General features: G+C 40.8%; 25 protein-coding genes. 7 read left to right on the top strand and 18 right to left on the bottom strand.

Going from position 1 to position 25,445, the window contains the following annotated elements:
• Positions 1-241: 241 nt before the first annotated feature.
• From ACOCEA_RS13690 to ACOCEA_RS13605, 18 genes are all read right to left on the bottom strand, one after another.
• Positions 242-1,078 carry a hypothetical protein gene (locus tag ACOCEA_RS13690; protein WP_420756817.1) on the bottom strand — a complete coding sequence of 279 codons (837 nt, stop codon included), beginning with the start codon at positions 1,076-1,078 and terminating at the stop codon, positions 242-244.
• Entirely contained in the window at positions 1,062-1,583 is a 522-nt protein-coding gene (locus ACOCEA_RS13685) for a hypothetical protein (protein ID WP_420756816.1), read from the bottom strand. The genes ACOCEA_RS13690 and ACOCEA_RS13685 overlap by 17 nt, the downstream gene beginning before the upstream one ends.
• Entirely contained in the window at positions 1,584-1,949 is a 366-nt protein-coding gene (locus tag ACOCEA_RS13680) for a hypothetical protein (RefSeq protein ID WP_420756815.1), read from the bottom strand.
• Between the two features lie 263 nt (positions 1,950-2,212).
• Positions 2,213-2,497: a chorismate mutase gene (locus ACOCEA_RS13675; protein WP_420756814.1), complete on the bottom strand. Its 285-nt coding sequence runs from the start codon at positions 2,495-2,497 to the stop codon at positions 2,213-2,215.
• Positions 2,498-2,533: 36 nt separating this feature from the next.
• On the bottom strand, positions 2,534-3,850 hold the full coding sequence (locus ACOCEA_RS13670) for an MFS transporter (protein WP_420756813.1): 1,317 nt from the start codon (positions 3,848-3,850) through the stop codon (positions 2,534-2,536).
• A 199-nt stretch (positions 3,851-4,049) separates the two neighbouring features.
• Entirely contained in the window at positions 4,050-5,030 is a 981-nt protein-coding gene (locus ACOCEA_RS13665) for a PDR/VanB family oxidoreductase (RefSeq protein WP_420756812.1), read from the bottom strand.
• The gene (locus ACOCEA_RS13660; protein ID WP_420756811.1) at positions 5,030-6,097 is read right to left on the bottom strand and encodes an aromatic ring-hydroxylating dioxygenase subunit alpha; all 1,068 of its coding nucleotides are present in this window, start codon (positions 6,095-6,097) and stop codon (positions 5,030-5,032) included. The genes ACOCEA_RS13665 and ACOCEA_RS13660 overlap by 1 nt, the downstream gene beginning before the upstream one ends.
• A 10-nt stretch (positions 6,098-6,107) precedes the next feature.
• Complete coding sequence (locus ACOCEA_RS13655) at positions 6,108-7,097, bottom strand: zinc-dependent alcohol dehydrogenase (RefSeq protein WP_420756810.1); 990 nt, start codon at positions 7,095-7,097, stop codon at positions 6,108-6,110.
• An 11-nt stretch (positions 7,098-7,108) separates the two neighbouring features.
• Positions 7,109-8,221, bottom strand: a complete 1,113-nt coding sequence (locus tag ACOCEA_RS13650; protein ID WP_420756809.1) for an alpha/beta hydrolase family protein — start codon at positions 8,219-8,221, stop codon at positions 7,109-7,111.
• Positions 8,222-8,234: 13 nt separating this feature from the next.
• A complete protein-coding gene (locus ACOCEA_RS13645; protein ID WP_420756808.1) occupies positions 8,235-8,759 on the bottom strand; it encodes a DUF3237 domain-containing protein in 525 nt (174 codons plus the stop codon).
• A 28-nt stretch (positions 8,760-8,787) separates the two neighbouring features.
• Positions 8,788-9,663 carry an amidohydrolase family protein gene (locus tag ACOCEA_RS13640; RefSeq protein ID WP_420756807.1) on the bottom strand — a complete coding sequence of 292 codons (876 nt, stop codon included), beginning with the start codon at positions 9,661-9,663 and terminating at the stop codon, positions 8,788-8,790.
• Between the two features lie 607 nt (positions 9,664-10,270).
• Positions 10,271-11,569 (bottom strand): MFS transporter, encoded by a 1,299-nt coding sequence (locus ACOCEA_RS13635; protein ID WP_420756806.1) that lies wholly within the window; start codon positions 11,567-11,569, stop codon positions 10,271-10,273.
• Between the two features lie 7 nt (positions 11,570-11,576).
• Complete coding sequence (locus ACOCEA_RS13630; RefSeq protein WP_420756805.1) at positions 11,577-13,433, bottom strand: feruloyl-CoA synthase; 1,857 nt, start codon at positions 13,431-13,433, stop codon at positions 11,577-11,579.
• A gap of 4 nt (positions 13,434-13,437) precedes the next feature.
• Entirely contained in the window at positions 13,438-13,971 is a 534-nt protein-coding gene (locus ACOCEA_RS13625) for a DUF3237 domain-containing protein (RefSeq protein WP_420756804.1), read from the bottom strand.
• A gap of 41 nt (positions 13,972-14,012) precedes the next feature.
• The gene (locus ACOCEA_RS13620) at positions 14,013-14,789 is read right to left on the bottom strand and encodes a crotonase/enoyl-CoA hydratase family protein (RefSeq protein ID WP_420756803.1); all 777 of its coding nucleotides are present in this window, start codon (positions 14,787-14,789) and stop codon (positions 14,013-14,015) included.
• A 10-nt stretch (positions 14,790-14,799) separates the two neighbouring features.
• Positions 14,800-15,567, bottom strand: coding sequence for a 3-hydroxyacyl-CoA dehydrogenase (locus tag ACOCEA_RS13615; RefSeq protein WP_420756802.1), 768 nt, complete (start codon positions 15,565-15,567; stop codon positions 14,800-14,802).
• Between the two features lie 230 nt (positions 15,568-15,797).
• A complete protein-coding gene (locus tag ACOCEA_RS13610; RefSeq protein WP_420756801.1) occupies positions 15,798-16,709 on the bottom strand; it encodes a helix-turn-helix domain-containing protein in 912 nt (303 codons plus the stop codon).
• Between the two features lie 6 nt (positions 16,710-16,715).
• Positions 16,716-18,497, bottom strand: a complete 1,782-nt coding sequence (locus ACOCEA_RS13605) for an acyl-CoA dehydrogenase (protein ID WP_420756800.1) — start codon at positions 18,495-18,497, stop codon at positions 16,716-16,718.
• A gap of 654 nt (positions 18,498-19,151) precedes the next feature.
• On the opposite strand from ACOCEA_RS13605, the gene ACOCEA_RS13600 reads away from it, so the two are divergent.
• The 7 genes from ACOCEA_RS13600 to ACOCEA_RS13570 all read left to right on the top strand — a co-directional run bounded on the left by ACOCEA_RS13600 (position 19,152) and on the right by ACOCEA_RS13570 (position 25,439).
• Positions 19,152-20,024, top strand: a complete 873-nt coding sequence (locus tag ACOCEA_RS13600; protein ID WP_420756799.1) for an SMP-30/gluconolactonase/LRE family protein — start codon at positions 19,152-19,154, stop codon at positions 20,022-20,024.
• A gap of 63 nt (positions 20,025-20,087) precedes the next feature.
• A complete protein-coding gene (locus tag ACOCEA_RS13595; protein ID WP_420756798.1) occupies positions 20,088-20,933 on the top strand; it encodes a fumarylacetoacetate hydrolase family protein in 846 nt (281 codons plus the stop codon).
• A gap of 29 nt (positions 20,934-20,962) precedes the next feature.
• Positions 20,963-21,727, top strand: a complete 765-nt coding sequence (locus ACOCEA_RS13590) for an SDR family NAD(P)-dependent oxidoreductase (protein WP_420756823.1) — start codon at positions 20,963-20,965, stop codon at positions 21,725-21,727.
• Positions 21,728-21,729: 2 nt separating this feature from the next.
• The gene (locus ACOCEA_RS13585; RefSeq protein WP_420756797.1) at positions 21,730-22,536 is read left to right on the top strand and encodes an SDR family NAD(P)-dependent oxidoreductase; all 807 of its coding nucleotides are present in this window, start codon (positions 21,730-21,732) and stop codon (positions 22,534-22,536) included.
• Positions 22,537-23,118: 582 nt separating this feature from the next.
• Complete coding sequence (locus tag ACOCEA_RS13580) at positions 23,119-23,406, top strand: antibiotic biosynthesis monooxygenase family protein (protein ID WP_420756796.1); 288 nt, start codon at positions 23,119-23,121, stop codon at positions 23,404-23,406.
• Between the two features lie 14 nt (positions 23,407-23,420).
• Positions 23,421-24,698 carry a histidinol dehydrogenase gene (hisD, locus tag ACOCEA_RS13575; RefSeq protein WP_420756795.1) on the top strand — a complete coding sequence of 426 codons (1,278 nt, stop codon included), beginning with the start codon at positions 23,421-23,423 and terminating at the stop codon, positions 24,696-24,698.
• A 3-nt stretch (positions 24,699-24,701) separates the two neighbouring features.
• Complete coding sequence (locus ACOCEA_RS13570) at positions 24,702-25,439, top strand: SDR family NAD(P)-dependent oxidoreductase (protein ID WP_420756794.1); 738 nt, start codon at positions 24,702-24,704, stop codon at positions 25,437-25,439.
• The last annotated feature ends 6 nt before the right edge of the window (positions 25,440-25,445 follow it).

Below are 25,445 nucleotides of genomic sequence, written 5' to 3'. Positions count from 1 at the left end.
TTGCCCGTTGTAATTTCGTCTAAAATTTTCAGTTTAAAAGGTTCTGAATACCGTCTGATCACTTTGTCATTTCTATACATAATGTTTAAAATTATGTAGCCTTATTTCAGGACGGGTCATAATGGTAGCTAACGGTTCGTGTATGATTAGTTGCGGACTTTTATGCACTTTCTATCCATTTATTGCTGTTGTTTGATTTGTAAATTCCATTTTCGTTTAAGCAACTAAACCGCTATTATTTTTATACAATGTTGGCACCAGTAATTATTTCCCTAACTAATAAAGAAGTCCAAATAATAGCTGGATAAGAGCCAACAAAAGACCAAACAAAAGTATTCAAACCCATTATCATTGCATTCATTAAATGAAAGAATGACCCAATTAATAGAAAAGCAAGTAAAAATTTTATTGGTAGAAATATAGAAAACACAAAAAATGCCTCAAATATTATAATCGAAATTGAGGTAAATTTTGTAAGTATAGGATGTTTGCTGAAAAATTCATATACACTTTTTTTGCTGAATGTCTCCATTCTTAGTACGTACATTAATTTCTTTCCATTTGTCCAGTTTGAATCAAAAATTCTAAGAAGTCCAGGTGTTGTGTAAGCTAAAATAAGTTGAAATGATATAAAGATTAATCCTAACTCTACTACTACAGGTGAATTAGATAGAAAACAAATTGACGATGTTAAAAACACAATTTTAGCCATAGAATCTCCACCATTAAATCCATCAACCCTTCTATATGAAATAAGGAAATAACAAATAGATACACATAAGGCAGAAATACCCAAAATAACTCTGCTGTCAGAAAGAAAAAAAATTGCAATTGAGAAAATTAGCTGTAATAAAAAAATCGCTAAAAAGTTCGGATATTTGAAAATGACATTTAAAACTTTATTAAGTTTTTTGTTTTTCGAAACTTTAAATCTTAAGATTTCCCAAGAATAATACCCACTACTTTTGAATTCGTCTCGGAGTGCAAACCATTCAAGCGTTGTAATTATCGAGCATATTGATGAAAAACACAACACTAAGTATAATACTTTAGATGGATTTTCAAAGAAATGCATCAATACAATGAATTTTGGAAATAAATAACTTTTCTCGATTATCAGACTCATAACCTTTATGCCTTGTAATAAGGAATTGTATTAAATCTCCATTTTGGTTGGACGCTAGGTTGGTTTGAATAATATTTAACAATGTTAAATATGGTAAAGAAAACTCTATGTTCTTATGTCTTTTCTTTTGAATTAAAAGATTCCGAACTAAAGTGTTCAAAGTTTTTTGATTTTTTTTTTCTGGACTCCAGATAAACGAATATTTATTGTTTTTAACCTGTCTTAGTGGTTTCCAAATGGCATAATCTAATTCGGGCATTTCATCCTTGGCTGTTCTGTAATAAATTTTTAAATCAGTTGATACTGGATTTGGTGAAAAGAACCTACAATAAGGGATAAAACCAAAGAAATTATATCGCAATATATAAGCATTACTTAACTGTGCCCAGATGCTTAGTATTGTCCATATAAAAAAAATTAAACCACATAAAATAATGATAAAATATGTGGTTTTCACTTAAGAATTATTTTTTCTTATTTCTATTAATTGTTTTAGGGATAAATTTTCATTTGCTAATTCGGCTTGTCTTAAAAATTCATCCTGTTCTATAGTTGAGAAGTGACCAGGGTCAGCAGCTTCGTGTCCGATTCCACCACCATCGTGGGCTTCGTGACCAATTCCACCTCCATCATGAGCCTCGTGTCCAATCCCACCTCCATCATGAGCTTCGTGCCCAATTCCTCCTCCGTCATGAGCTTCATGACCTGCACTATCTTCGTGACTTACAGTTAAATTTTCAATTGATGACATTTGATATTCTTTTCTTGAGCCATCTAATTCTTCCACAATTAATTTCTTCGAATTCGTTTGATTGTCTTTCATAATTTTAAAATTTTAATTTATACTTCATTTAAATATACAAAGGTTTACTTATTATTGGTGCCAACAATTGTATATGTGTACTATTACCTTTATTTCTCAATGTTAAGAAATATAGTAATAACTAAACTTTTCTTTTTTTAAGTTCACCTGAACTAGATAATTGAATTGAATAGGGGCAATTGCATTGTACTGGACGCCTACAATTTAAAAAATCTTACACAACCCATCGTACAGAAATCCGTAAAAACTCCTATAAGTTAGGGCTATTTTACAAAACCCTCCTGTATTCTCACCGACTCATCATGGATAGCATTCCATATTTTCTCGATAAAAATAGGAGTAAGCCCTTCTTTCTTGCCTTTGACGACCGCTTCTTGCAGGATGGCATTCCAACGGTCACCCTGTATTACGGGCAGGTCATGCTCCTTTTTATAGTTGCCAATGGCGGCGGCATGCCTCATACGACGGCCCAACAACTGCAAAATTTGGGTGTCCATATCGTCGATATCCTTTCGTAAGTCCTGTATAAATTGTGAGTCCATCCCCATGATTATATTGTATTGGTTAGCTCCAAACCGGTTATCCTAATCCAGGTTTTTTGACGGAATGGAATAGGCCATGATCGCTGCAATGACCAAAGGCACCGAAAAGATAGTAAATAAGGTTTCAATGGACAATTGCCAATCGCTCAACACCCCAAATAACAACGGCCCCAATATCGCCCCAAACCTACCTATGCCCATGGCCAGCCCCACACCCGTGGAGCGTATACTTGTCGGGTAGACCCGCGTGGCTATTGGGAAAAGCGTATTGAAGCCTCCCTGTACAAAGAAGCCGATAAAAAATATCAAGATAAACATGATCACATGTGTTAGCGCAACGTTGGCATATAACAACATGATACAAAATGCGGTGAGCAAGAAGACTAAAATGGTCTTTTTGGGGCCCACCCTATTCGCAAAATAACTCATGGCAATAACGCCCATCAAGGCCCCAAGATTCAACATCATGCCCGCATAGGTGGCCATTTCAAAAGGCATACCTGAATCCTTGGCAATACCGGGCACCCAGCTCATAAGGGTGTACAGGGTTAAAAATCCAAAGAAAATGGCCAACCACAACCGTAAGGTGGAAGGTTTTAGGTCTAATGACATTACCTTTTTTAGGTTGATATTTCGGGAGTGTTCGGGTTCTTTTTCAGTCTCTGGTTCCAATTCTACCGCCGCTGCATGTTCCCCCTTGTTCATGCGTACGAGCAAGCTTTTGATCTTGTCCATTTTACGGTCATCTTTTTGGTTGGCCAAAAAGTCGATGGACTCCGGCATTAAAAAATACACCGCCACCAACATGAGCAAGGAAACCGATCCGGCGAATAAATAGGCAAAGCGCCACCCAAATTCCGGTACCGCCCAAGCGGCAAAGAACCCGGTAAGGATGGCACCCAAGGGCCAACCACCCTGAATAAGGCCCACATTAAAATCCCTGCTTGCATTGTTGGAATACTCGGAGGTAATCGCCGCCATGGTAGGTAGAATGCCGCCAATACCCAAGCCGGTGATAAAGCGCAGGGCCAACATTTGCGGATAGGAGTTTACAAAATAGACACTCAGCATGCCTACCGTATTAAGGACCAAAGCAATAATAAACAGTTTTCGCCGCCCTATTTTATCCCCAAAGGGGGCCAAGAAAAAACTCCCAAGGGTCATACCAATGAGTCCCATACTAAAAATCCAACCCATAAGGGCCTTTGAAAGTCCCCATTCTGCAATGATCTCAGGTCCGGTATAGGAAACCACCAGCACGTCCATTCCATCGTTCATATTTAAAACAAAACATAGGAAGACCACCATGATTTGGTAGTTGGACATTGGGGTGTCGTCAATTAGTTTTTTTAATTTCATCGGTCGGTTTTGGTTGTTGGTTATTCCCTTCGCTTTCACTTCGACTCCGCTCAGTGTCCGCGCTCAGGGCAAGTTTTTTTGTACTTCGTTGCTAAAAACAAAATTTGTGTCGAGAATCAAATTTTAGATTTCTAAATGTTGTTCTCGATACGATTTTCTGCCTAAAATCACTCGCTCTGACATTAATACTTAACTAGTTTCAATTACCGCGATACGCCGTATCAATGGTAATATTTCCGTTCGCCACCCTGCTGACACAGGCGCACATTTTTTTATTTTCTCCTTTTTCAGCCTCGCTAAAAAAGAAATCGCGGTGGTCTATTGCACCGGAATACGCCAAAATATCCACTTGGCAGAGTCCGCACTCGCCTTTTTTACAGTCGGACATCACATCGATATCGGCTTCCTCCAAGGCATTTAAGAGTGTCTGGTTTTCGCTGACCACAATTTCTTTTTTAAACCTTGGTAGGCTTACCGTAAATTTCTGTGGCGCGAATAAACCGGAGGCTCCAAAAGTTTCATAACGAAGGTTCGTAGGCTCAAACGCACTGCCCTCCCAAGTTTTACGAACGGCATTCATAAGCCCTATAGGCCCACAGAGGTAAACCTGCGTTTGGGCATTCGCCAAATCCAGTAGTTTTGAGGTGTCGTAAAAACCTTCATCATCACTAAAATGAAGGATGAGCCGGTCGCCCAACAATTCCTGTAAGGTTTCAATAAAGGGCATTTCCTCCTTTGATTGCCCCAAATAGAGCATACGCAGCTTTTTATCTGGGCGATCGGCCAGTTGTTGGGCCATGCCCAAAATAGGGGTTATCCCAATTCCGCCAGCGATCAACACATACTCAGGTGCACCAAAACCCAGCTCAAAATGGTTCGAAGGCTGTGAAATCTTGATGCGACTGCCTTGCTGGAGGTTCCACATGTATTTGGAGCCACCACGACTTGACGCCAAGCGCTTTACGGCAATGGTATAGGGCGCATTGGGTTCATAACTACCAATTAGGGAATAGCTTCTAATTTCAGGGATATCATCTATTAAGACAGAAACATCAATATGTGACCCTACCGTAAATTTTTCCGTACCGGTTTCCGGCTCAATTTGTAGCTGCATTACATTGGCCGCTACTTGCTGGGTGCCTTTTACTACAGCCACTACCCATGTATTTCTGTACCGCATTATACTTGTTGTTCCTTTTGGACCATCTTATCCGTTATCCTACGTGCCCACATGGCACCGGCATCAATGTTCAAGTTATAAAATTCACGATTTGGATTGTCGTTAATGGCCTGTTGTTGTGCTTCCAGTATTTCCTCGTCTTGGGCAAAAATTCCTGTAACACCATTCACCAGTTCCGTAGTATTGCTTTGATCCTTTAGATTATAGTTTCTGGCAAAGGCCCAGAAGTAATAACAGGTTTGATCGGTAGATGGGGTCATAGTATTCAACACATAACCATTAACACCTTGGGAACGATCCCCTTCCGGGGCACCGGTATCGGCTATGGCCACACCCACATCAATATTTACGGTACAGGGTGCTTGAAACTTAATGATCTGCCAACGGTCTACGAGTCCGTTATAGTTCATCTTTTTGTTTAATTGACTATGCCAAAATGGAGGAGGGTCAATCCCTTTCATCCAGCGTGTCACAGTAGCTGTATGCTCATCGTAATGAACATCAAAGGGTGCTTCCGCCACATTTCTATCCCCAATACTTTCGGAATGCACAAAAGTCTCATGGGTCAAATCCATTAAATTATCCACTATTAATCGGTAATTGCACTTTGCCTCTATCAGGTTCCCATCGCCAGCCCATTCTGGGTCATCGTTCCAATGCATATCCGGTATTTTGGCTTCATCGGCCAAGGCGGGGTCGCCCATCCATACCCATATAAAGCGGTATTTCTGCACAGCAGGATAGGAACGTACACATGCGGAAGGGTTTATGGTCTCTTGGGAGGGCATATAGGAACAACGCCCATCACTATTATACTCCAAACCGTGATAGCCACACACCACCGTGTCGCCACGCAAATTGCCCTTTGACAGGGGTAATAATCGATGCCAACAGGCATCTTCCAAAACCACTGGAGCACCCTCTTTCTTCCTGTACAGGACCAGTTTTTTATTGCAAACGGTACGCGCCAACAGTTCATGCTTCAATTCTACGTCCCAAGCCGCTGCATACCAGGCGTTCATGGGAAAAGATTCGTTCATGGTAAAAGTAGATTTCTGTGTGGACATAACGTGTTATTTATATGTTGATGACTATTTTAGGTTCTGTGCCTTCGGACGCCAATTCCAAGGCATGCTGTAGTTCGGACAAGGGCAGGTACTTGGAAATAAAACGACCGGGCTTAATGGTATTGGTAACGATAAGTTCCAACGTTCTTTTAAAATCCTGTGGATGGTCATAGATCAACGAAGGCAGTATCCGAATGCCTTCCCTGACCACCTGCAAGGGTTGAAATGTTGCTTTACCACTCGATAGGCCCAAAAGTATCACCTCTGAACCCCGTGGCGCATTTTCAAGTGCCATATTCACGGTGGTGACCGCCCCGGCACATTCAAAAATGGAGACGACATCGGCATCTGCCCAAACGGCCTTTAGCTTTTCGCTGGCCACGGATACAGCACCCATGCTTTCCGCCAATCTTAACTTCCCATCATTGATTTCCGTAACATACACCTTATACCCCAATGACAAGGCTACATGGGCCAATAAAAGTCCGATTGCCCCCAAGCCAATTACGGCAATAGCATCCTTAGGTTTAGCGGAGCTAATGGAAAGGGCATGCACCCCAGCTGCGGTGGGTTCAATGGTCACGGCATCCGCATCGGAAACCTCCGCTGGAATTGACCACGCAAAATCAGCTGGTAGCACTACATACTCTGCAAAGCAGCCGGCTTCGGTCAACCCAATTGTCCTTTTGTGGGGACATATCGTACCCCTACCACTAAAGCAAAATGTACAGGTGGAACAGGGGATATTGGGTTCTACCACTACCCGTTCCCCCACTCTTTCAGAAGAAATACCTTTTCCCACGGCGTCAATTTCCCCGAGCCCCTCATGGCCAATGACCAAGGGATTTGTTAACGGGCGATGTCCTAGGAACAAGTGTACATCAGAACCACAGACCCCTACTTTTCGCAACTTGACACGAACCTCACCTGCAGCGGGTTCCGGGATGTCAATATCACGTAACTGTATCGTATTTGGTTGTTCTAAAAATGCGGCTCGCATAGTTTTTCTGTTTATTCAATAGGTCCTGCCAGTGCTTTTTGGCCTGTTTCCAACCAGTTCAGCAAACTTTCAAAAGCTGCTTCGGTTTCTTCATCCGAAAACTGGCAATGGCCCTGGCCCTTGGTATATTTCACGGTCAAGAAATTGGTATTGCCCTGTTCAATGACCATATTCTCGTAATTGGTGACACCAAAAGTAGGGGGAATCAATTGGTCATAAATGGTATGCAGGATCACTGCCGGTTTATCTATATTTCCCGTTCGATCATATTTGCTGAAAATTACATTGGGATCTACGGTTGCCCCCAAACGTTCCGCTTTTTGATTGACTTCCCAATTATCAGGAAAACCACTATAAACGGTATTGGTATTGTCAAACGGATTTCCTCCGGCCTTTTGGGCCAAATCTCGCAGCACATTCTCATTAAAGAACAGTGAAAATGGAAGGTCGTCAAATTTTAGGTCAAAACGGCTTGCGAAGGCTTTTCCTAAAATGGAATCCTTTGCTAAAATGGCCTTTTTAATCTCCTGTGCTTTCGCCACCATTTTTCGGGAATCCTGTGCCAGATAGGGTTTTTCCAAATCGAAAATATCAGAAAGGTTTGTGACGACACCCGGAAACAACCCGTTAAAAGTGGCGTATATATCAAATTCCTTACGGCACTGTAAATAAGGCCTACTAGACAAGGGGCAAAGTGCCAAACCGCCATCATAGAATTGGCCAAAATTTTCCAACATCGCCAAGGTTACCCCACCGCCCATAGAATGGCCGGCCATAATGGTCTGTGTGGGTGCTCCATATTTTTCGATGAAGTATTTTCTAAGCGCCTCAGTATCGTCAACACCTTGTGCCAAGGCAAAACCTTGGTATGCATAGTCAGAGGCAGCTACGGCAAAACCCTTATCTAAGAACACTTTCATTCGCATCTCAAACTGCGGATTTTCGCTTTGCCGGGGTGAACCCATAAATTCATACCCATGGGCATACATAAGTAATTTGCCATCCCAATCCTCAGGGACAAATATTTTAAAAGCCGCACCATTTAGTTCGCCTGATTCCGTCTTAACGGTAGTCTGGGCCGACAGTGAACCTACAATGAATAGAAATAATAGTAGTTTTTTCATTTTTCCAGTTAGATTATAAGACTTGCCATACTTGTATGGAAACATACCCTTTCATGGGTACCCCCTTACATACAAAAATGGCATTGTTCATCCAGTTATAGGGGGAATCCAAAGGTGCCTCAAATTTTGGGGCGGCCCTAAAATAAATTTGATCCCAATCCGGGGGATTTCCTTCCTCCAATTTTTTCATGACTTGCGGAGTTCGGAACACGACCCCTTCATTTCGTATATGTATCAAAACCCCATCATCGGTTTCCACACTATAAATTGCTTCGATTTCCGTTCTCGTTTTCTCCGGGTTTACAAATTGGTAATCTGCCCCACCACTTAAAACGGTTCCCTTAAGTTTGGGTCCTTCAAAGGTACCTCCCGTTATAGGGATAATCCTGCGCTCTCCATGGGCAGTCTTACCAACTACCCTCGTTTCATCTGTAGTTACCTTGAGTTCACAGACAAACTCCAATCCGGGAGGAGTCAATTCTTGGGAATACACTGTGGAACCCATAGTTAAGGCAAATAGAAAAAGGTATTTTTTCACAGGTTTATATGTTATCAATTAATAGTTTTTATAATTTTGGTTTAAGCCCCAACATTTCTATAGCATTCTCCTTAAGGATCAATGGTTTTACCTCATCCCTAAACCCGGCATCCTCAAAATCCTTCAACCATCTTTCCGGGGTTATCAAAGGAAAATCGGTACCGAACAACATTCTCTTTTTTAATAATGTATTGGCATATTGAACCAATTGCTTAGGAAAATACTTTGGGGACCATCCACTTAAATCAATATACACATTTGGTTTGTGCATAGCCACGGAAAGGGCTTCATCTTGCCATGGAAAACTGGGGTGTGCAATAATAATGGGACTATCGGGGAAGTCTATCGCCACCCGATCCAAGTGCATAGGGTTGGAATATTCCAACCGCAATCCACCACCACCACGAACACCGGAACCATAACCCGAATGTCCCGAGTGGAACAACATGGGCAATTTGTATTCGGCAATTACCTCATAGAGATGGTATGCCATACGGTCATACGGATAAAATCCTTGTACGGTGGGATGAAATTTAAAGCCTTTGACGCCATAATTTTCGATAAGGTTTCTGGCTTCCCTAGCTCCCATTCTACCCTTATGCGGGTCTATACTGGCGAAAGCGATCATCACATCAGGGTTCGCCATGGCCCCTTCCGCTACCTCTTCATTCGGAATTCGTTTTTTACCCACTTCATGTTCAGAATCGATACAGAACATCACAAAGGCCATATTCTGTGCACGATAATAGTCCGCCGTTTCCTGTATGGTCGGTCGCTCATCCGATTTAAAATACTTTGCAAAAGCCTCATCAAACTCAGGCCTAAAATCATCATGGGGCTGACAACAAGAGCGTTCCGCATGGGTATGTACATCAATGGCCCTTATCTTTTCTAAATCTATCATCTTTTCTTGTTCTTAATTCGTTATTCCCTTCGGCTACACTTCGACTCCGCTCTGTGACCGATAGCACTAACGCCTTGCTCCTATTTATTTAAATCTTCACTTCAACTTCAACTTCTCTTCGACTACACTTCGACTCCGCTTAGTGACCACACTCAGTACAGGCCGCTTAGTGACCAAGTTCAGTGAACAGAATTCCAATACATATTGCTCTTTTATCTTCTCATTAAAATGTCACTTCGACTCCGCTCTGTGACCAATAGTACTAACGCCTTGCTCCTATTTAGTTAAATCTTCACTTCAACTTCTCTTCGACTTCACTTCGACATCGCTCAGTACAGGCTGCTCAGTACAGGTCGCTCAGTGACCAAGTTCAGTGAACAGAATTCCAATACGTATTGCTCTTTTATCTTCTCATTAAAATATCACTTCGACTCCGCTCTGTGACCAATAGCACTAACGCCTTGCTCCTATTTATTTAAATCTTCACTTCAACTTCTCTTCGACTTCACTTCGACATCGCTCAGTACAGGCTGCTCAGTACAGGTCGCTCAGTGACCGCGATTAATGACTACTAGTACTTTCTCCATAGTATTAATTCTTAAGCTTCTCACGATATATCTTTTGAAGCGATGTAAAAAGTAACTACCCCGGCAAAAAAGACAGGTACGGCAAAAATCATAAAAGTAGAGGCCATTAGAAAGCCCATACCAATTAATACACCGCCAACAGCTGGTCCTATAACACCGCCCAAGCGTCCCATTCCAATGGCCCATCCCAAACCTGTGGTCCTAAATTCTGTGGGATACATTCTGGCTGCAACGGCATAGAGCCCCACAAAACCACCTTGTAAGGTAAAACCAAGAAGCGCAAATAGGAACAATAACCAGTCTGAACCAATAAACCATTTAAAAACAACCATCAAAACAGCAGTTAAAATTAAAAATATGGATATGGTTTTTTTGAGTCCGAATTTTGATGAAAAATAACCCTGTACTATGATGCCAAAAAATGCACCAACATTAAATACTGTACCTGCATAAATGGCCAATGACATGGAAAGCCCAGTGGTTTCGGCCAGTTTAGGAATCCAGCTGGTTAAAAAATAAAGACAGCCAAATGCCAAGAACAAGGCCACCCATAATTGTATGGTCGATAATTTAAAATCATTGTCCAGCAATCTTTTTACGGGAATGCCTGCTGCTTTAGATGTATTTTCAGGAAGTTTATGTAACTGTGGCAAACCCATTTTGCCTAATATCCCATTCGCCTTTTCCAATGCTAATTTTGGTTGTTTGTTCAAATAAAAATCAATGGATTCCGAAAGAAAGAACAAGATTAACGGAATGGTGATAAAAGAGGCCAATCCTGCCCATTGAAACATGGTCTGCCAACCACTCGCCGGTACCACCGAAGCAGCAACCATTCCAGATAAAACTGCACCAACAGGATATCCAGAAATAACGAAACTCACCCAAAAATCCTTGGTCCTGTTTGGGGTGAATTCTGCGGTCAGGGCCGCCGTACTGGCCAACATACTCCCAATGCCGATACCACTTAAAAAACGTAACAATATCAATTGCGGAACCGATGTGGTATAAGCGGTCAACATAATACTGGCACCCATTAACAAGGCGCTCAATAAAATCATTTTCTTACGCCCCATGTGATCCGCAAATGGTGCTAAAAAGAGCGCACCAATGGTCATACCTGCCAAACCGGAACTAAATACTATCCCCAAAGCCTCCGGACCTACCTGCCATGATTTGGCTATAGCGGGGGCACAGTAGGAAATAACAAGTACATCCATACCATCTAAAATATTCATCAAAAAACAGACGAAGATGGTTGCGTACTGTAATTTGGACATCGCACTTTTGTCGATAAGGTCTTTAATGGTCGATTGCATAGTTTAGTTAGTTGTTGGTTTCTAATACGCCTGGCAAAAGGCCATCTGCATAAATTTTCTCAACAGTGGTTTTTCTGTTGGATAAGATTGAACGTTGGTTGATCGAACCTTTGTCGGTTATTTCCCCTTTATCTATGGATAATTCAAAATCAGCCCATAGGGCCCGTTTTATTTTCGTTGAACTACCGGTGTTTTGTTGGGCCAAGGTATCCAATACGTTTTGAAGTTTGGTTACCACTTCTTTGGAATTTATCAGGTCTTTTATACCTATGTTTTCGTCATTTCCGGAAAGCCTTGCACAATACTTCGTATCTGGAATTAATAGTGCCCCCAAGAAAGATCGGTCATGCCCTGTGATGACGGCATCCTTGATAAGTCCGTTACCCGCAGCTATTAATTTAGACCGTAGTACACCAACACTGACCCATGTACCCGAGTTCAATTTAAAATCCTCTGCAATTCTACCGTCAAACAACATCCCAAAATTTGGGTCATCATTGTCTATAAATTTAAGGGCATCGCCGGTTTTATAAAAGCCTTCTTCATCAAATGCCTTTGCGGTCGCCTCTGGATTTCTCCAATACCCAGGGGTTAAATTTGCTCCCCTAAAACGCGCTTCCAGCTTATCTTCATCTGGAATCAGCTTTACTTCCAGTCCAGGAACTGGAACCCCCAGGATGCCAGAACTACTGCCATATCTGGTGTTGAACATGGCAGAAGGACTTGCCTCGGTCATACCAAGTCCCGATGAAATCAATATTTTCTTTCCAATGGTCCGAAGTGCCAAATCCTCTAATCCGTCCCAAACATGTTGGGGCATACTGGCCCCGGCATAAAAGAACATTTTTAAACGTGAGAAGAACAATTTACGTAAAGCATCGTCCTGTTGTAAACTAGGAATCAATTCTTCAAATCCTTTGGGCACATTAAAATATACCGTAGGTGCAAGATCATGTAAGTTTTTAATAGTGGTTGCCATTCCTTTTGGTGTCGGGTTTCCTTCATCAATATATAAAGTGCCTCCGTTATAAAGTGTCAATCCAAAATTATGGTTTCCACCAAAGGTATGGTTCCATGGTAACCAATCCATTAATTGAAGTCCCCCATCCTTAAAAAAGGGAAAGGTCTGTGTGATCTGTTGCCAATTGGTTGTCATATTGCCATGGGTATTGATTACCCCTTTAGGGAGACCCGTAGACCCGGAAGTAAATAATATTTTAGCAATGGTTTCCGCTCCTATAGCATCATAGGCATTACTAATGGCATTGGTAATCTTAGTCTTAAGAACGGTATCAAAAAATATCGATTTTGGCAGTCTGTTCTGTACCGATACCACAGGAACGGGAGGGGCGACACATTGAATGGCCTTTTCAAATAGATGACCGTCTTGAACAAAAATAAGTCCGGGGGTAAGCGTATCGATACAATGCCTTAATTTGGCATAATCTGTTGATTTCATGGCATAGGCCGGACTAATAGGGGCATAAGGAATGCCTACGTGCATTGCTGCTAAGGCCAATAACCCATGTTCCAAGCTATTGCCGGAAAGTATGGCTATAGGTTTATCAAGGGAGGCACCACTATCCAATAAAAACTGCCCTATATGTTGAATTTTTTTCCAAACCTGATCATAGGTCAATTTTAACCAAGTTCCATCGTCTCCCCTTTGTGCCAAAAAAATAGCATCCGGAGTTTGTCTTGCCCAAAACAGTAGTCGATCGGTTACCCTACCGGGATGTTGCTCCAGTGGTACATTGGATTTTAAATATACGGTACCATCATTTTCGATTCGTTTCTCAATATCGATAGCGATCGTCGGGACCTCTAAGAATGAAGTATTGGTGGTAAACAAAATGTTGTCCATAGCCTTAATTCACCTGATAAAATCGAATTATAACTTCACTTTCCAAACGTGCACCACTGGCTACAGCGATGATTTTATTCAGCCATTTGTATTTTTCATCGGAAACCTCAAAAGTCGCAGCCGTTCGCATATAGTATTCACTGGGATCCACGACCTCTCCATTTTTCATTCGTGCCAAGACCTCAGGAGAAGCATGCCGAACTCCTTTGTTTACGATATAAATAAGGGCACCATCATCAGTCTGTAAGGTATACTGTGCCACTAAATCTGCAGTGCCATCTTCACGTACGGTTTGCCAATCCGCACCGCCGGACAAAATTTTTCCCTTTAATTTTGGTCCTTCAAAGGTGCCACCGACAATATTGATGATCCTTCTATTACCATAGGTTGTAACACCAAGCTCCTGAGCTGGTTCAAGAAGCACCTTCTCTTCAAAAAGGAACTCTAATTTGGGCTCTGGTACTTTTGATTGCGCGGTGAGTTTACCATAAGCCAAGGTAACAAAGAAAACTAATACTAATCTTTTTATCGCATTCATGAGATGATGTTGTTTATTTTAAATGTTCTAAAACTTAATTGTTATTCGCCTACTTTTTTGGCCCTACCCTCAAGAAAATCTTTGAGGCGTTTTTTTGCTTCCGGGGCATCTTGTGCAATGGCACCAGCCATGGATTCCATCATTAGGCCTACATCGTGACCCCCGTCTACGATTCTTGGCAATATATTGGTAAGTGCAAAATTGGTCATGGGGGCATTGCCCGCAATTTTTTCTGCCAATTCTTCGACCTTGGCCCTACCTTCACTGTCATTTACCACATATTGTGATAGACCTACTTGATAGCCTTCGTTAGCCTTATACACGCGACCTGTCAACATCATATCGGTCATTCTAGCAGTACCTATGAGTTTTGGCAATCTTACCGAACCCCCACCTCCCACAAAAATACCGCGCTGCCCCTCTGGAAGGGCATAAAAAGTAGACTCTTCTGCTACCCGAATATGGCAGGCACTTGCCAATTCAAGTCCGCCACCAACGCAGGCACCGTGCAATAAAGCAACTACCGGAACAGAACTAAACTGTATTTTGTCCATAGCGCCGTGCCATTTTCTAGAATGTAACATCCCCTCAATGGCACTACTTTCTTGCAGGTCTGATAGATCCAAACCGGCGCAAAAATGCTTTCCATTACCATAAAGAACAACACATTTGGCCTCTTTTGGCATATTGGAAAAAACAGCTTCTATCTCTGAAATGGTTTCCGTATTTACCGCATTTCTCTTTTCAGGCCTATTAAGGGCTACATATAGCACCTTGCCTTTTTGTTCTACGATCAAGTTTTTAAGTATCGTACTCATATTCTCTTTTTTATTTAGCAGTCATTCGTATGGCTCCATCGAGACGGATAACCTCACCGTTGAGCATTTGGTTCTCTAGTATGTGCTTGGCCAATTGTGCATATTCATCTGGTTTACCCAAGCGAGATGGAAAAGGTACCTGGCTACCTAAAGAAACCTTAGCTTCATCGGGTAAATTAGCCAACATAGGGGTTTCAAAAATACCTGGGGCAATGGTCATCACCCGGATCCCGAACCGTGCAAGCTCCCTTGCAATGGGCAACGCCATCGAAACAATACCCCCTTTGGAGGCAGCGTATGCGGCTTGCCCTATTTGGCCGTCAAAGGCAGCTACCGAAGCAGTGTTTATAATCACCCCCCGTTCCCCACTCTCACCTGGCTCGTTATGCTGTATCACCTCAGCTGCCAAGCGTAACACATTAAAGGTACCAATCAGGTTAACATGAACCACCTTTGTGAAGCTGTCCAGATCATGAATGTCTTCTTTTCCCAAAACCCGTTTTGCTGGCCCAATTCCGGCACAGCTTACGGCCCCATGGATGGCTCCAAATTTGCTAATTCCCTTAGCAATAGCGTTTTTAACGCTTTCCCCATCCGTAACATCGGTATTTGCAAAAAGGGCATTTTCACCAAGTTCCTTTTCGGCACGCATCCCCGATTCTCCATTAATATCCATTAAGATGGCAGACCCACCATTCCCAATAATCATTTTTGCCGTGGCCAACCCAAGACCAGAGGCTCCTCCACTGACAAGAAATATTTTTTTCGCGATTTTCATTATACTGGCTGCATGTTAAATTTTGTTCAAAAAAACCCATTCTTTTATGAAACAATGCCTTAATCCAAATGTATTGAAAACAATGATTTAGTCCTTAAATTGATCAATTCACCTGAAACTTATTTAAGAATTAAGGTATCTTTAATCAAATGCCATAAAAATTATGGTAAAGAAAAGAAAAGTAGCCATAGGAATTTAGATAAAAATTATTCTATTTTATGCAAAATCAATCAACCTTCTAACTTTCGATACGCTCTAGGGGTCATTCCAGTGTTGGATTTAAAAAATCTAGAAAAATCACTTTGGTCTAATTTTCCAATGTTAAAAGCAATTTCCGCAATAGAAAGATTGGTCTGTTTTAATAATACCTTGGACTCTAATATGCGCATATTGGCCAGTAAGGCATGGGCCGATTTGCCCGTGACCGCTTTCACACATTTATGTAAATGGTTCTTTGAAATAGCAAGGTACTCCGCGAACTCTGCTACTGTCTTTTTTTCATGAATGAATTTTTGTAGCGCATCTTTGTAGCGTTCGGTTATGGTAATGGCCGCTTTGTCATCAATCTTGATAATTTCAAGGTCTGCCTGTTTTCTAGCTTCTAAAAATAGGGTGATCAGGTAAAAGGGAATAAGCTCAAAACGCTCTTTCTCTCCCAAATGATATTCATTTTCCAAAATTTTCAGAATCCTGATTATCGGTCGAGAATCCTTGATTTCCAATAGGGGATGCGCGTTAAAGCCAAAAAAAGGAAAATCACTTTGAAGGTTCATTTTAAGTAGGCGGTGCTGAAATATTTCCAAATTAAAATGACAATAATAGCCTTGGGCATCATCACTCACATATTCCAAGGATGTAATTTGGTCTGCAGGCAGAAAATAGAAATGGTTGGGGCGTATTTCATATTTATTGAGTCCCTTACTTCTAACGGCCCTGCCTTTGGTCAAGAAAATAAAAAAATTAACGCTTCGCCTATGGGGCAGTACCGGCACTTTTAGATGGCTTATATAGCTTTCTATGGGGGTAATATGAAATTGATGGTACGAGGCAAAATTAGGAGGTTTCCATCCGGGGAAAAGAAACGCGTCAAACTGCGAAGTCGTTAAACTTGGTATTTTTGAAATATCCTTTGTATTGAGCATCCCGTATTAAATTAGTAGCTCTTTATCATTACTCAAAACAGTGGGTCTACTGTTGTTCAAAAGGCGTTCTGCAATACCTCCAAGATTGGGAATTTCATAATCAAAGAAGTACTGTAATGTTAGCATTTTGGAATCATAAAATAAGGTATCGTCCTCGGTAGCATGAATTCGGTTTTGTACGGTTGTGCCCTGTTTTAGCCATTGCCATGCCACATTTAGAATAGCAAAAAACTCCATATAAAGTGTAGCATCCGCCAAAAATATATCCGGAGATGTTTTTTTACTAAGCCCTAGGATATGTGCTGTTATTTTCCGCAACGTTTCCAATTCCCTTGAAAGTGGTTCCGCATAAATCTCCAGGTTTTTAAAACGCGATGCCTTTTCTATATCTCCCTTGATTTCTGAATACCAAACCTCAAGATTTCTACCGCCATCGCCCAAGACCTGTCTGCCCAAAAGGCCAAGTGAATGAATGCCCGTTGTGCCCTCATAAATAGGAAGTATACGCACATCACGCACCAATTGCTCCAATGGAAAATCTTCGGTATATCCATATCCTCCCAATACTTGCATTGCCTGGTGTACCGAAACAACACCTTTTTCAGCACCATATGTTTTGGCAACCGGGGTCAACAGATTTAGCAATCTGGTATATTTTGTTCTCTCCTCCTCGTTATCGGTATGCTGTTGCATATCTAAATAGGCATAGCATTGCAACACAAAGCCCAGTGTACCTTCAACAAAGGCTTTTTGCCTAAGCAACATTCTTCGAACATCAGGATGGTGTATAATCTCAGTCTGTTCCTCACCTTTGGCTGCGTTCAATCGCTTACCCTGTTTTCTTTCCTTCGCATAGCGCAAAGCGGTATAATAGGCCGCAGAACCAATTCCTGCACCCATTGAACCTACACTTAACCGAGCACTGTCCATCATCAAAAACATATGGTTCAACCCCTTGTTCGCCTCACCGATCAAGTAGCCGGTACAGGTGTCATTGGCCCCAAATTCCAAGTGCATGGCGGGCGTTGCCTTTTGCCCCATCTTATGATATATACCAATTGAGGACACATCGTTATTAGAACCGTCTTCATTTTTTGTGGGAACAAGAAATAAGGAGATTCCCTTGGTGCCTTTTGGTGCGCCTTCTATACGAGCCAAAACCAGATGAACTATATTCTCGGTAATGTCATGGTCTCCAGCGGAAATGAATATCTTTTGTCCCTTAATGGTATAATTTCCATTGGGTTCAGGAGTGGCCTTGGTGGCAATATTTGCTAACGAACTACCCGATTCCGTTTCGGTAAGGCACATGGTACCCAGCCATTTTCCCGAAAGAATATTGGGCAGAAAAAAATTCTTTTGTTCCTCTGTGCCAAATGTAGAAATCACATTTGCCACCCCTTTCGCCAAATCTGTGAACATGATAAAACTATTGGACTTGGAACATAGTATAAAGTCAATGGCGGCAATTATTGTTTTAGGAATCTGAAAACCTCCCATTTCCTCAGAAAGTGCACCCCCTATTAGGCCAGCTTCCGCATAATCCTTTACAAATTTGTGAACCGCAGGATGAACCTTTAAGGAACCATTTTTAAGACAGGGCTCCCGGCGGTCTGCTTCTACAATAGCCTCGTCATCAATCCTTTCGTATAAGTCCTCTGCCATATCCAATACGAGTGACAAGGACTCTTGATCGTGTGTCTTGAAAAAATCCAAACCCTTAAGTTTATCAATTTCCAAAACATCGAACAATACAAAATCCAGATTTCTTCTTGAGAACAATTTCATCTTAAAATAGTATTACAGGTGAATCCTTTCCAACCAATATTTTATTCAACGTATTCCGTTTTTGCACTTTTAAATTTACAAACAAATACTAGTACATTGGTCTTGAAGATTGGACTAAGTTCATTGTTTTCTTTAAAAACAGGAACGATTAGCACATTATGTAGCCTTTACTTTTAAACAAAAAACTATCAAAACGCTAAAATTGATCTAGGTGTATGAATAAAACCCCAATAGTACCAATTGAATAAAATTCATAAGCTATTCCCCTAACTGCTTTGCTGTAAGTTCTTTTACCTGACAGAAAAAATTTAAATTAACGATGCCTCTATATTTCTCTTTGATATTGATAAGTAGATTTACGGGTCACCAACGTAAACGATTTTTTAAAATTGGATAGGTTGTTATCGTCACTAGTATACTAAATGGTTGAAATATTCATATCTTTTTCCAGTAATAATAAAGTAACATGTTAATGATACTGGGTTTATCAAAAGAAAAAGAAATTTTAAACCTGTAGATTATAGGACATAAAAGGGGCTTTACGCAACAATTTATTGAACATGTGCTTCAACCAGAACAATGGGCAGGTATGATTACCTTAAAGGTTCTTCTGGTTCGGATATTCAATGAGCTACCCCTAAGGGAGCAAAACCTATGAAAATAGAAGTTGTACATAATCATCAATGCGAATTAGGGGAAGGTCCAGTGTGGGATGCTCAAGAAGAAGTAATTTTCTGGGTAGATATCCTACAAGGAGAAATCCATCACTATTCCCTTCAAAGGAAACAGCATAAAACGTACGCGGTCAACGAAATGGTTGGCTGCATCGCCTTGTGCAACGATGGTAATTTTATTTTGGCCTCCAAATCTGGAATTGGATTTTTAAATAGGGCCACAGGAGAAATTGAATATGTAGAAAATCCGGAAAGCCACCTACCAGAAAATAGGTTTAACGATGGGAAATGTGATGCTGTAGGTAGATTATGGGTAGGAAGCATGTCATTGTTAGAAACGCCAAATGCAGGTTCCGTTTATGTATTTGAAAATAACCGGAGTACCCTAAAAATAAAAAAAACCACAATTTCAAATGGCATGGCATGGAGTGCCGACAATAAAATTTATTATTTTATTGACACACCTACCGCTACTGTTGTAGCTTATGATTTTGACTTAAATACAGGCTCCATTAGTAATAAAAGAGTGGTCATTGCTATTGATGAAAAAGAGGGTTATCCAGATGGGATGACGATTGATCAGGAAGGTATGCTTTGGATTGCCCATTGGGGAGGTTGGCAAGTCACACGTTGGGATCCAAATACAGGTGAATTATTATATCGGATAAAATTGCCCGCAGCCAAAATAACATCCTGTACTTTTGGGGGAACACAGCTGAACGATTTATTCATTACCTCAGCAAAAGCAGATTTGACCGATGAAGAATTGAAAAACCAACCCTTGGCAGGTTCCTTATTCGTAATCAAGAATTGCGGTTATCAAGGGGTACCGGCATTTAAATTTAATCGATAACACTCAATATATTACTGGAATCTTTAATTACAAAGCATATTAAAAAACAATAAATAGCATACTATGAAACTTATTAGATTTGGAAAAGCTGGTGCAGAAAAACCCGGTATCATTGATAACGACGGAAAAAGAAAAGACGTATCCAGTGTATTTACAGATTGGGACCATACTTTTTTTCAAACTGGTGGACTCAACAAATTAAGTACGTTAGATTTTTCAAGATTCCCCGAGGTCAGTGCTAACGAACGACTGGGATCATGTGTTCCACGTCCGGGTAAAGTTATTTGCATTGGTTTAAACTACTCCGATCACGCCGCCGAATCTGGAATGGCGATACCAGAGGAGCCCATAATTTTTCAAAAAGGGGCCAATACCGTAGTGGGGCCAAATGACAACATCCTTATTCCTAGGAAAAGCGAAAAAACAGATTGGGAAGTGGAATTAGGTATTGTTATTGGCAAAGACGCAAGGTATCTTGATACCATTGAAGATGCCAAGGATTATATCGCTGGGTATTGTATTTCCCATGACGTATCTGAAAGAGCGTTTCAATTAGAAAAAGGAGGACAATGGACCAAAGGCAAGTCCTGCGACAATTTTAACCCACTAGGCCCATTTTTAGCAACTCCAGATGAAGTTAAGGAGGTGCATAACTTAAAAATGTCCTTATGGGTAAACGGTGTACAAGTACAAAATGGCAACACCAATACCATGATTTTTGATTGTTATTTTATAGTACATTATTTATCGCAATTTATGACTTTGGAGGCGGGTGATGTTATATCGACCGGAACCCCTCCAGGAGTTGGTCTAGGTATGAAACCACCACAATATTTAAAAGCCGGGGATAAGGTGGTTCTAGAAATTGAGCAACTTGGTCGTCAAGAACAACTATGTAGTAATGCTTAAGATATACACCATTTAATCTTTTTGATATGATGTTCAGTTTAAAAAACAAAGTTGCCGTTGTAACAGGTTCGGGTAGTGGTATTGGCCAGGCAATAGCTGCTTTACTAGCGAAACAAGGCGCCGTGGTCCATATTCTAGAGCGCAACAAGGAAGCAGCTTTGAAAACCTTAAAAATCATAGAGGGTACTGGCGGAGAAGGCCACGTTCACTCCTGTGATGTAAGTAACCAAGAAGCGGTCATCAGAACATTCAATGCTATTGATAAGATAGATATTTTAATCAATAATGCAGGAATAGCACATATTGGAACAGCCGAAAACACCTCTGAGGCAGATTTTGATAAAATTTATCAAATCAACATAAAAGGTGTTTATAATTGTTTACATGCTTGTATCCCTTTAATGAAAAAACATGGCGGAGGTAGAATTTTAAATATGGCAAGTGTAGCCGCAACGGTGGGCATACAAGATAGATTTGCCTATTCCATGTCCAAAGCCGCCGTTTTAAACATGACCCTTACCGTTGCCAAAGATTTTATTAAGGACAACATTACGTGCAACTCCATTTCTCCCGCTCGTGTCCATACTCCTTTTGTAGATGGTTATCTGGCCAAAAACTTTCCGGAAAACCAGGAAGAAATGTTTGAAAAACTTTCAAATACCCAGCCCATCGGCAGAATGGCCAAACCAAAAGAAATTGCAAGTTTAGCCTTGTATCTTTGTAGTGACGAAGCCCAGTTTATAACTGGTACCGACTACCCTATTGACGGAGGTTTTATAAAATTAAATAGTTAAAAATGAGACTGGATAAAAAGATTGCATTGGTAACTGGGGCCGGTAAAGGTATTGGTAAAGAAATAGCCTTAGGTTTCGCGGCCGAAGGGGCCTTTGTCATCATAAATGACTTGCCGGGTACGGTGTATTCCAACGATGTGGTAAACGAAATAACCAAAAAAGGGGGATCTGCCGTGTTATACGAAGCGGATATTTCAATAGTAGGGAACATTCGTAAAATGTTTGGTCATATTCAAGAAAAATATGGTCAATTGGATGTTTTGGTGAACAATGCAGGAATTACAGGTTGGAGCGATTTTTTCAATACCGATGAAGCTCTTTTTGATAAAGTAATGGGTTTAAATCTTAAAGGTACCTTGTTCTGTGCCATTGAGGCTGCCAAATTAATGAAGCAAAATGGTACGGGTGGCAGCATTATAAACATCTCCTCTATCTGTTCTGTATTGAGTGTTAAGAACCTCATATGCTATTCTACCAGTAAAGGTGGCATAGAGGCGATGTCCAAACAAATGGCTGTTGAGCTTGCTCCCTATAATATACGAGTGAATACATTTGGACCAGGACCAATTAACACGGAACGTAATTTATTGGAGGATCCTGATTATAGACAAAATTGGGGACGTGTTGTTCCCATGAAACGTACTGGTGAACCACAGGAAATGATCGGACCTGCAATTTTTCTTGCTTCAGATGAATCTAGTTACGTTACAGGCCAACTATTTTATGTTGATGGAGGCTGGAGCGTGCAGGGAAAATTTGCAGAAGATAGCTTGGACAGTCAATTACAAAATAGCGCACCAAAAGACTAACCTAAGTGTTGAACTTGGAACGATAACGTTACAAGATTAAGATGTAGGTTTTTAATACAAAAACAATAGCAAATAGGATGAAACTTTTATAATCCAAACGATAATGTTCAGACCAAAATAAAACGGTTCAACCTATACTATAGGTACATTGAAAAAATTTCTTTCTAATTCTTTTTCCAAAGTTTTATATCCGGTAAGCAATTCAATAAAGAGTAGCACCCTAAGTCCATTGTAGTTCGTGTTAGGCCTAAGACAGGAATGTTTATTGAACAAGGGTTAAATCCCGCTGCCTTTTATCCATAACGAAAACAAACAAAACTGTCAATTTAGTTTTGAAAATTGGGACAAGTCTACTACTTTTCTCAAAAACAAGATGGGATGTCACATTATTCAGAATATACTTTCTACCATATAAAGTAAAAATTATTCAAAAATGATTGATTTTGAATATTTCTAGCCTGTAAATGATTCTTAAAAAAGAATTCTTTTTAAGAATTTTACATTGGTTTAGTCAAAAAAAGATAATTAAACAATGATAGTCATCATAAAATGAAGAAATACTATCAAAACATAATTTAAAATATGATTTTAGAAATCGCAACATTCGATGTTAAACCAAATCATTTAAACGAATTTAAAGAAGCAACCCATAAGGCCAAAGCGGTGATATCACAGTCAAAAGGTTTCTTGAATTTAGATTTTAAGCAATGTATGGAGACAGAAACCAAATTTGTGGCTTTAATTTCTTGGGAGACCTTACAAGACCATACCATCGGTTTTAGGGAATCTGAATTATTTATTCAATGGCGCGCTATTATGTCGCCATATTTTAATACACCACCAGTTGCAGAGCATTTTCAACTAATCTAAGTAGAAATACAAAAATGAAAAAAATCATTAAAGAAGGTATTACACTTTTTGAAGCAGAATCCAACGACAAAAAAGTTAGGGATATCGTTGAAGCACTTTTGGATGAAATAAAAGCTGACGGAGATAAGGCGGTTAGAACCTTTTCTGAAAAATTTGACAAATGGTCGCCAGAGCATTTTAGACTTTCTGAAGAACAAATAAAAACTATAGTTGCCAGTGTCCCTGAACAAGTAAAAGAGGATATTAAATTTGCCCAGGCACAGATTCGAAATTTTGCGACCCACCAAAAAAAATCCATGAAGGACATTGAAGTGGAAACATTGCCCGGTGTCTTTCTTGGTCACAGAAATATCCCTGTTGATAGTGTTGGCTGTTATATTCCTGGGGGTCGTTATCCCATGGTTGCCTCGGCCCATATGAGCGTGCTTACGGCAAAGGTTGCCGGAGTAAAAAGGGTGATAGCCTGTACACCGCCGATCAATGGCGAAATACCAGCTGCCACCGTAACTGCCATGTACATGGCGGGGGCAGATGAAATATACCTTTTGGGAGGTGTACAGGCCATTGCCGCAATGGCCTTGGGAACAGAAACTATTGAACCTGTATCTATGGTCGTTGGACCTGGAAATTCATATGTAGCCGAGGCAAAAAGACAATTGTTCGGAAAAGTAGGTATTGATTTACTGGCTGGGCCTACAGAAACCCTGGTTATTGCAGATGACACCAGCGACGCAGAAATCTGTGCTACAGACCTGTTGGGACAAGCGGAACACGGTCCAACATCTCCTGCCATCTTATTGACCAATTCAGAGAAATTGGCCAATGATACCCTGAAAGAAGTTGAACGACAATTAAAAACGCTACCTACGGCTGATATTGCCTCAGTTTCATGGAAAGATTACGGGCAAATTATTGTAGTGGATACTATTGATGAAATGGTTGAAGAGGCAGACCGTATAGCCAGTGAACATGTGCAAGTTATGACCGAAGACCCTAGGTACTTTTTAGAAAACATGACGAATTATGGTGCTTTGTTTTTAGGAAAGTACACCAATGTAGCCTACGGTGACAAGGTTATTGGTACCAACCATACCTTACCCACTAAACATGGTGCCAAATTTACAGGCGGACTTTGGGTAGGGAAATTTATGAAAACCTGTACCTTTCAAGAAGTTAGAACCCCAGAAGCAAGTGCTATGGTAGGCGAATATTGCTCTAGATTATGTGCCATAGAAAATTTTTGGGGCCACAAAGAACAGGCAGATATTCGGGTTAGACGGTATAAAAAGTAGCATATGGGCAAAACGGTATTGATCACGGGCGGATCTGGCGAAATTGGATCGGCAATTAGCAAAAAATTTGCCGAAAATGGGTATGATGTGGTCATTACATACCATTCCAATTCTGAAAGGGCCAATAAAATTATAGCGTTGCTACCTAAGGGCAACCATAGGGCCTTTAAGGCACCTACAACGGATGCAGAAGCTATAAAGCACTTAAAAGCCGATTTTTTAAAACACTATGATCGGTTAGATGTGCTTGTGAACAATGCCGGAATCACTACGCCTGTTCCTCACCACGATCTTAACGGTCTCACAGATGAATGGATTGACAAAATTATGCAGACCAATTTTAGGGGATCTTTTGCTATGGTCAGGACATTTAAGGACCTGCTCCAAAAATCATCGGAAGAAACGGCCTTGATTGTCAATATATCTTCCATTGCCGGAATCTTTGGCATCGGCAGTAATGTTGCCTATTGTGCCTCTAAGGCTGCTTTGGACTCTATGACGCGTTCCTTGGCAAGGGCATTGGCGCCAAAAATTAGGATAGTATCCGTTTCGCCCGGTTTTGTTGAAGGGGAATATACCGCAAATATGGACCCCGAATTCCTTAAAACCCAAAAAGACAAAACCCCTTTAGGAAAATTTGCCTTGGGAACAGATGTTGCAAACGCCGTATACTCCCTTGCTTCACAACTCACCTTTTCCACCGGAAATATCATAACCGTAGATGGTGGAAGACTTTTATAAATTTTA

The sequence above is a fragment of the Maribacter luteocoastalis genome (genome assembly GCF_048890225.1).
GTDB lineage: Bacteria > Bacteroidota > Bacteroidia > Flavobacteriales > Flavobacteriaceae > Maribacter > Maribacter luteocoastalis.
Note: the sequence above shows the minus strand (reverse complement) of the source record. Positions and strands in the feature narration are given on the sequence as shown.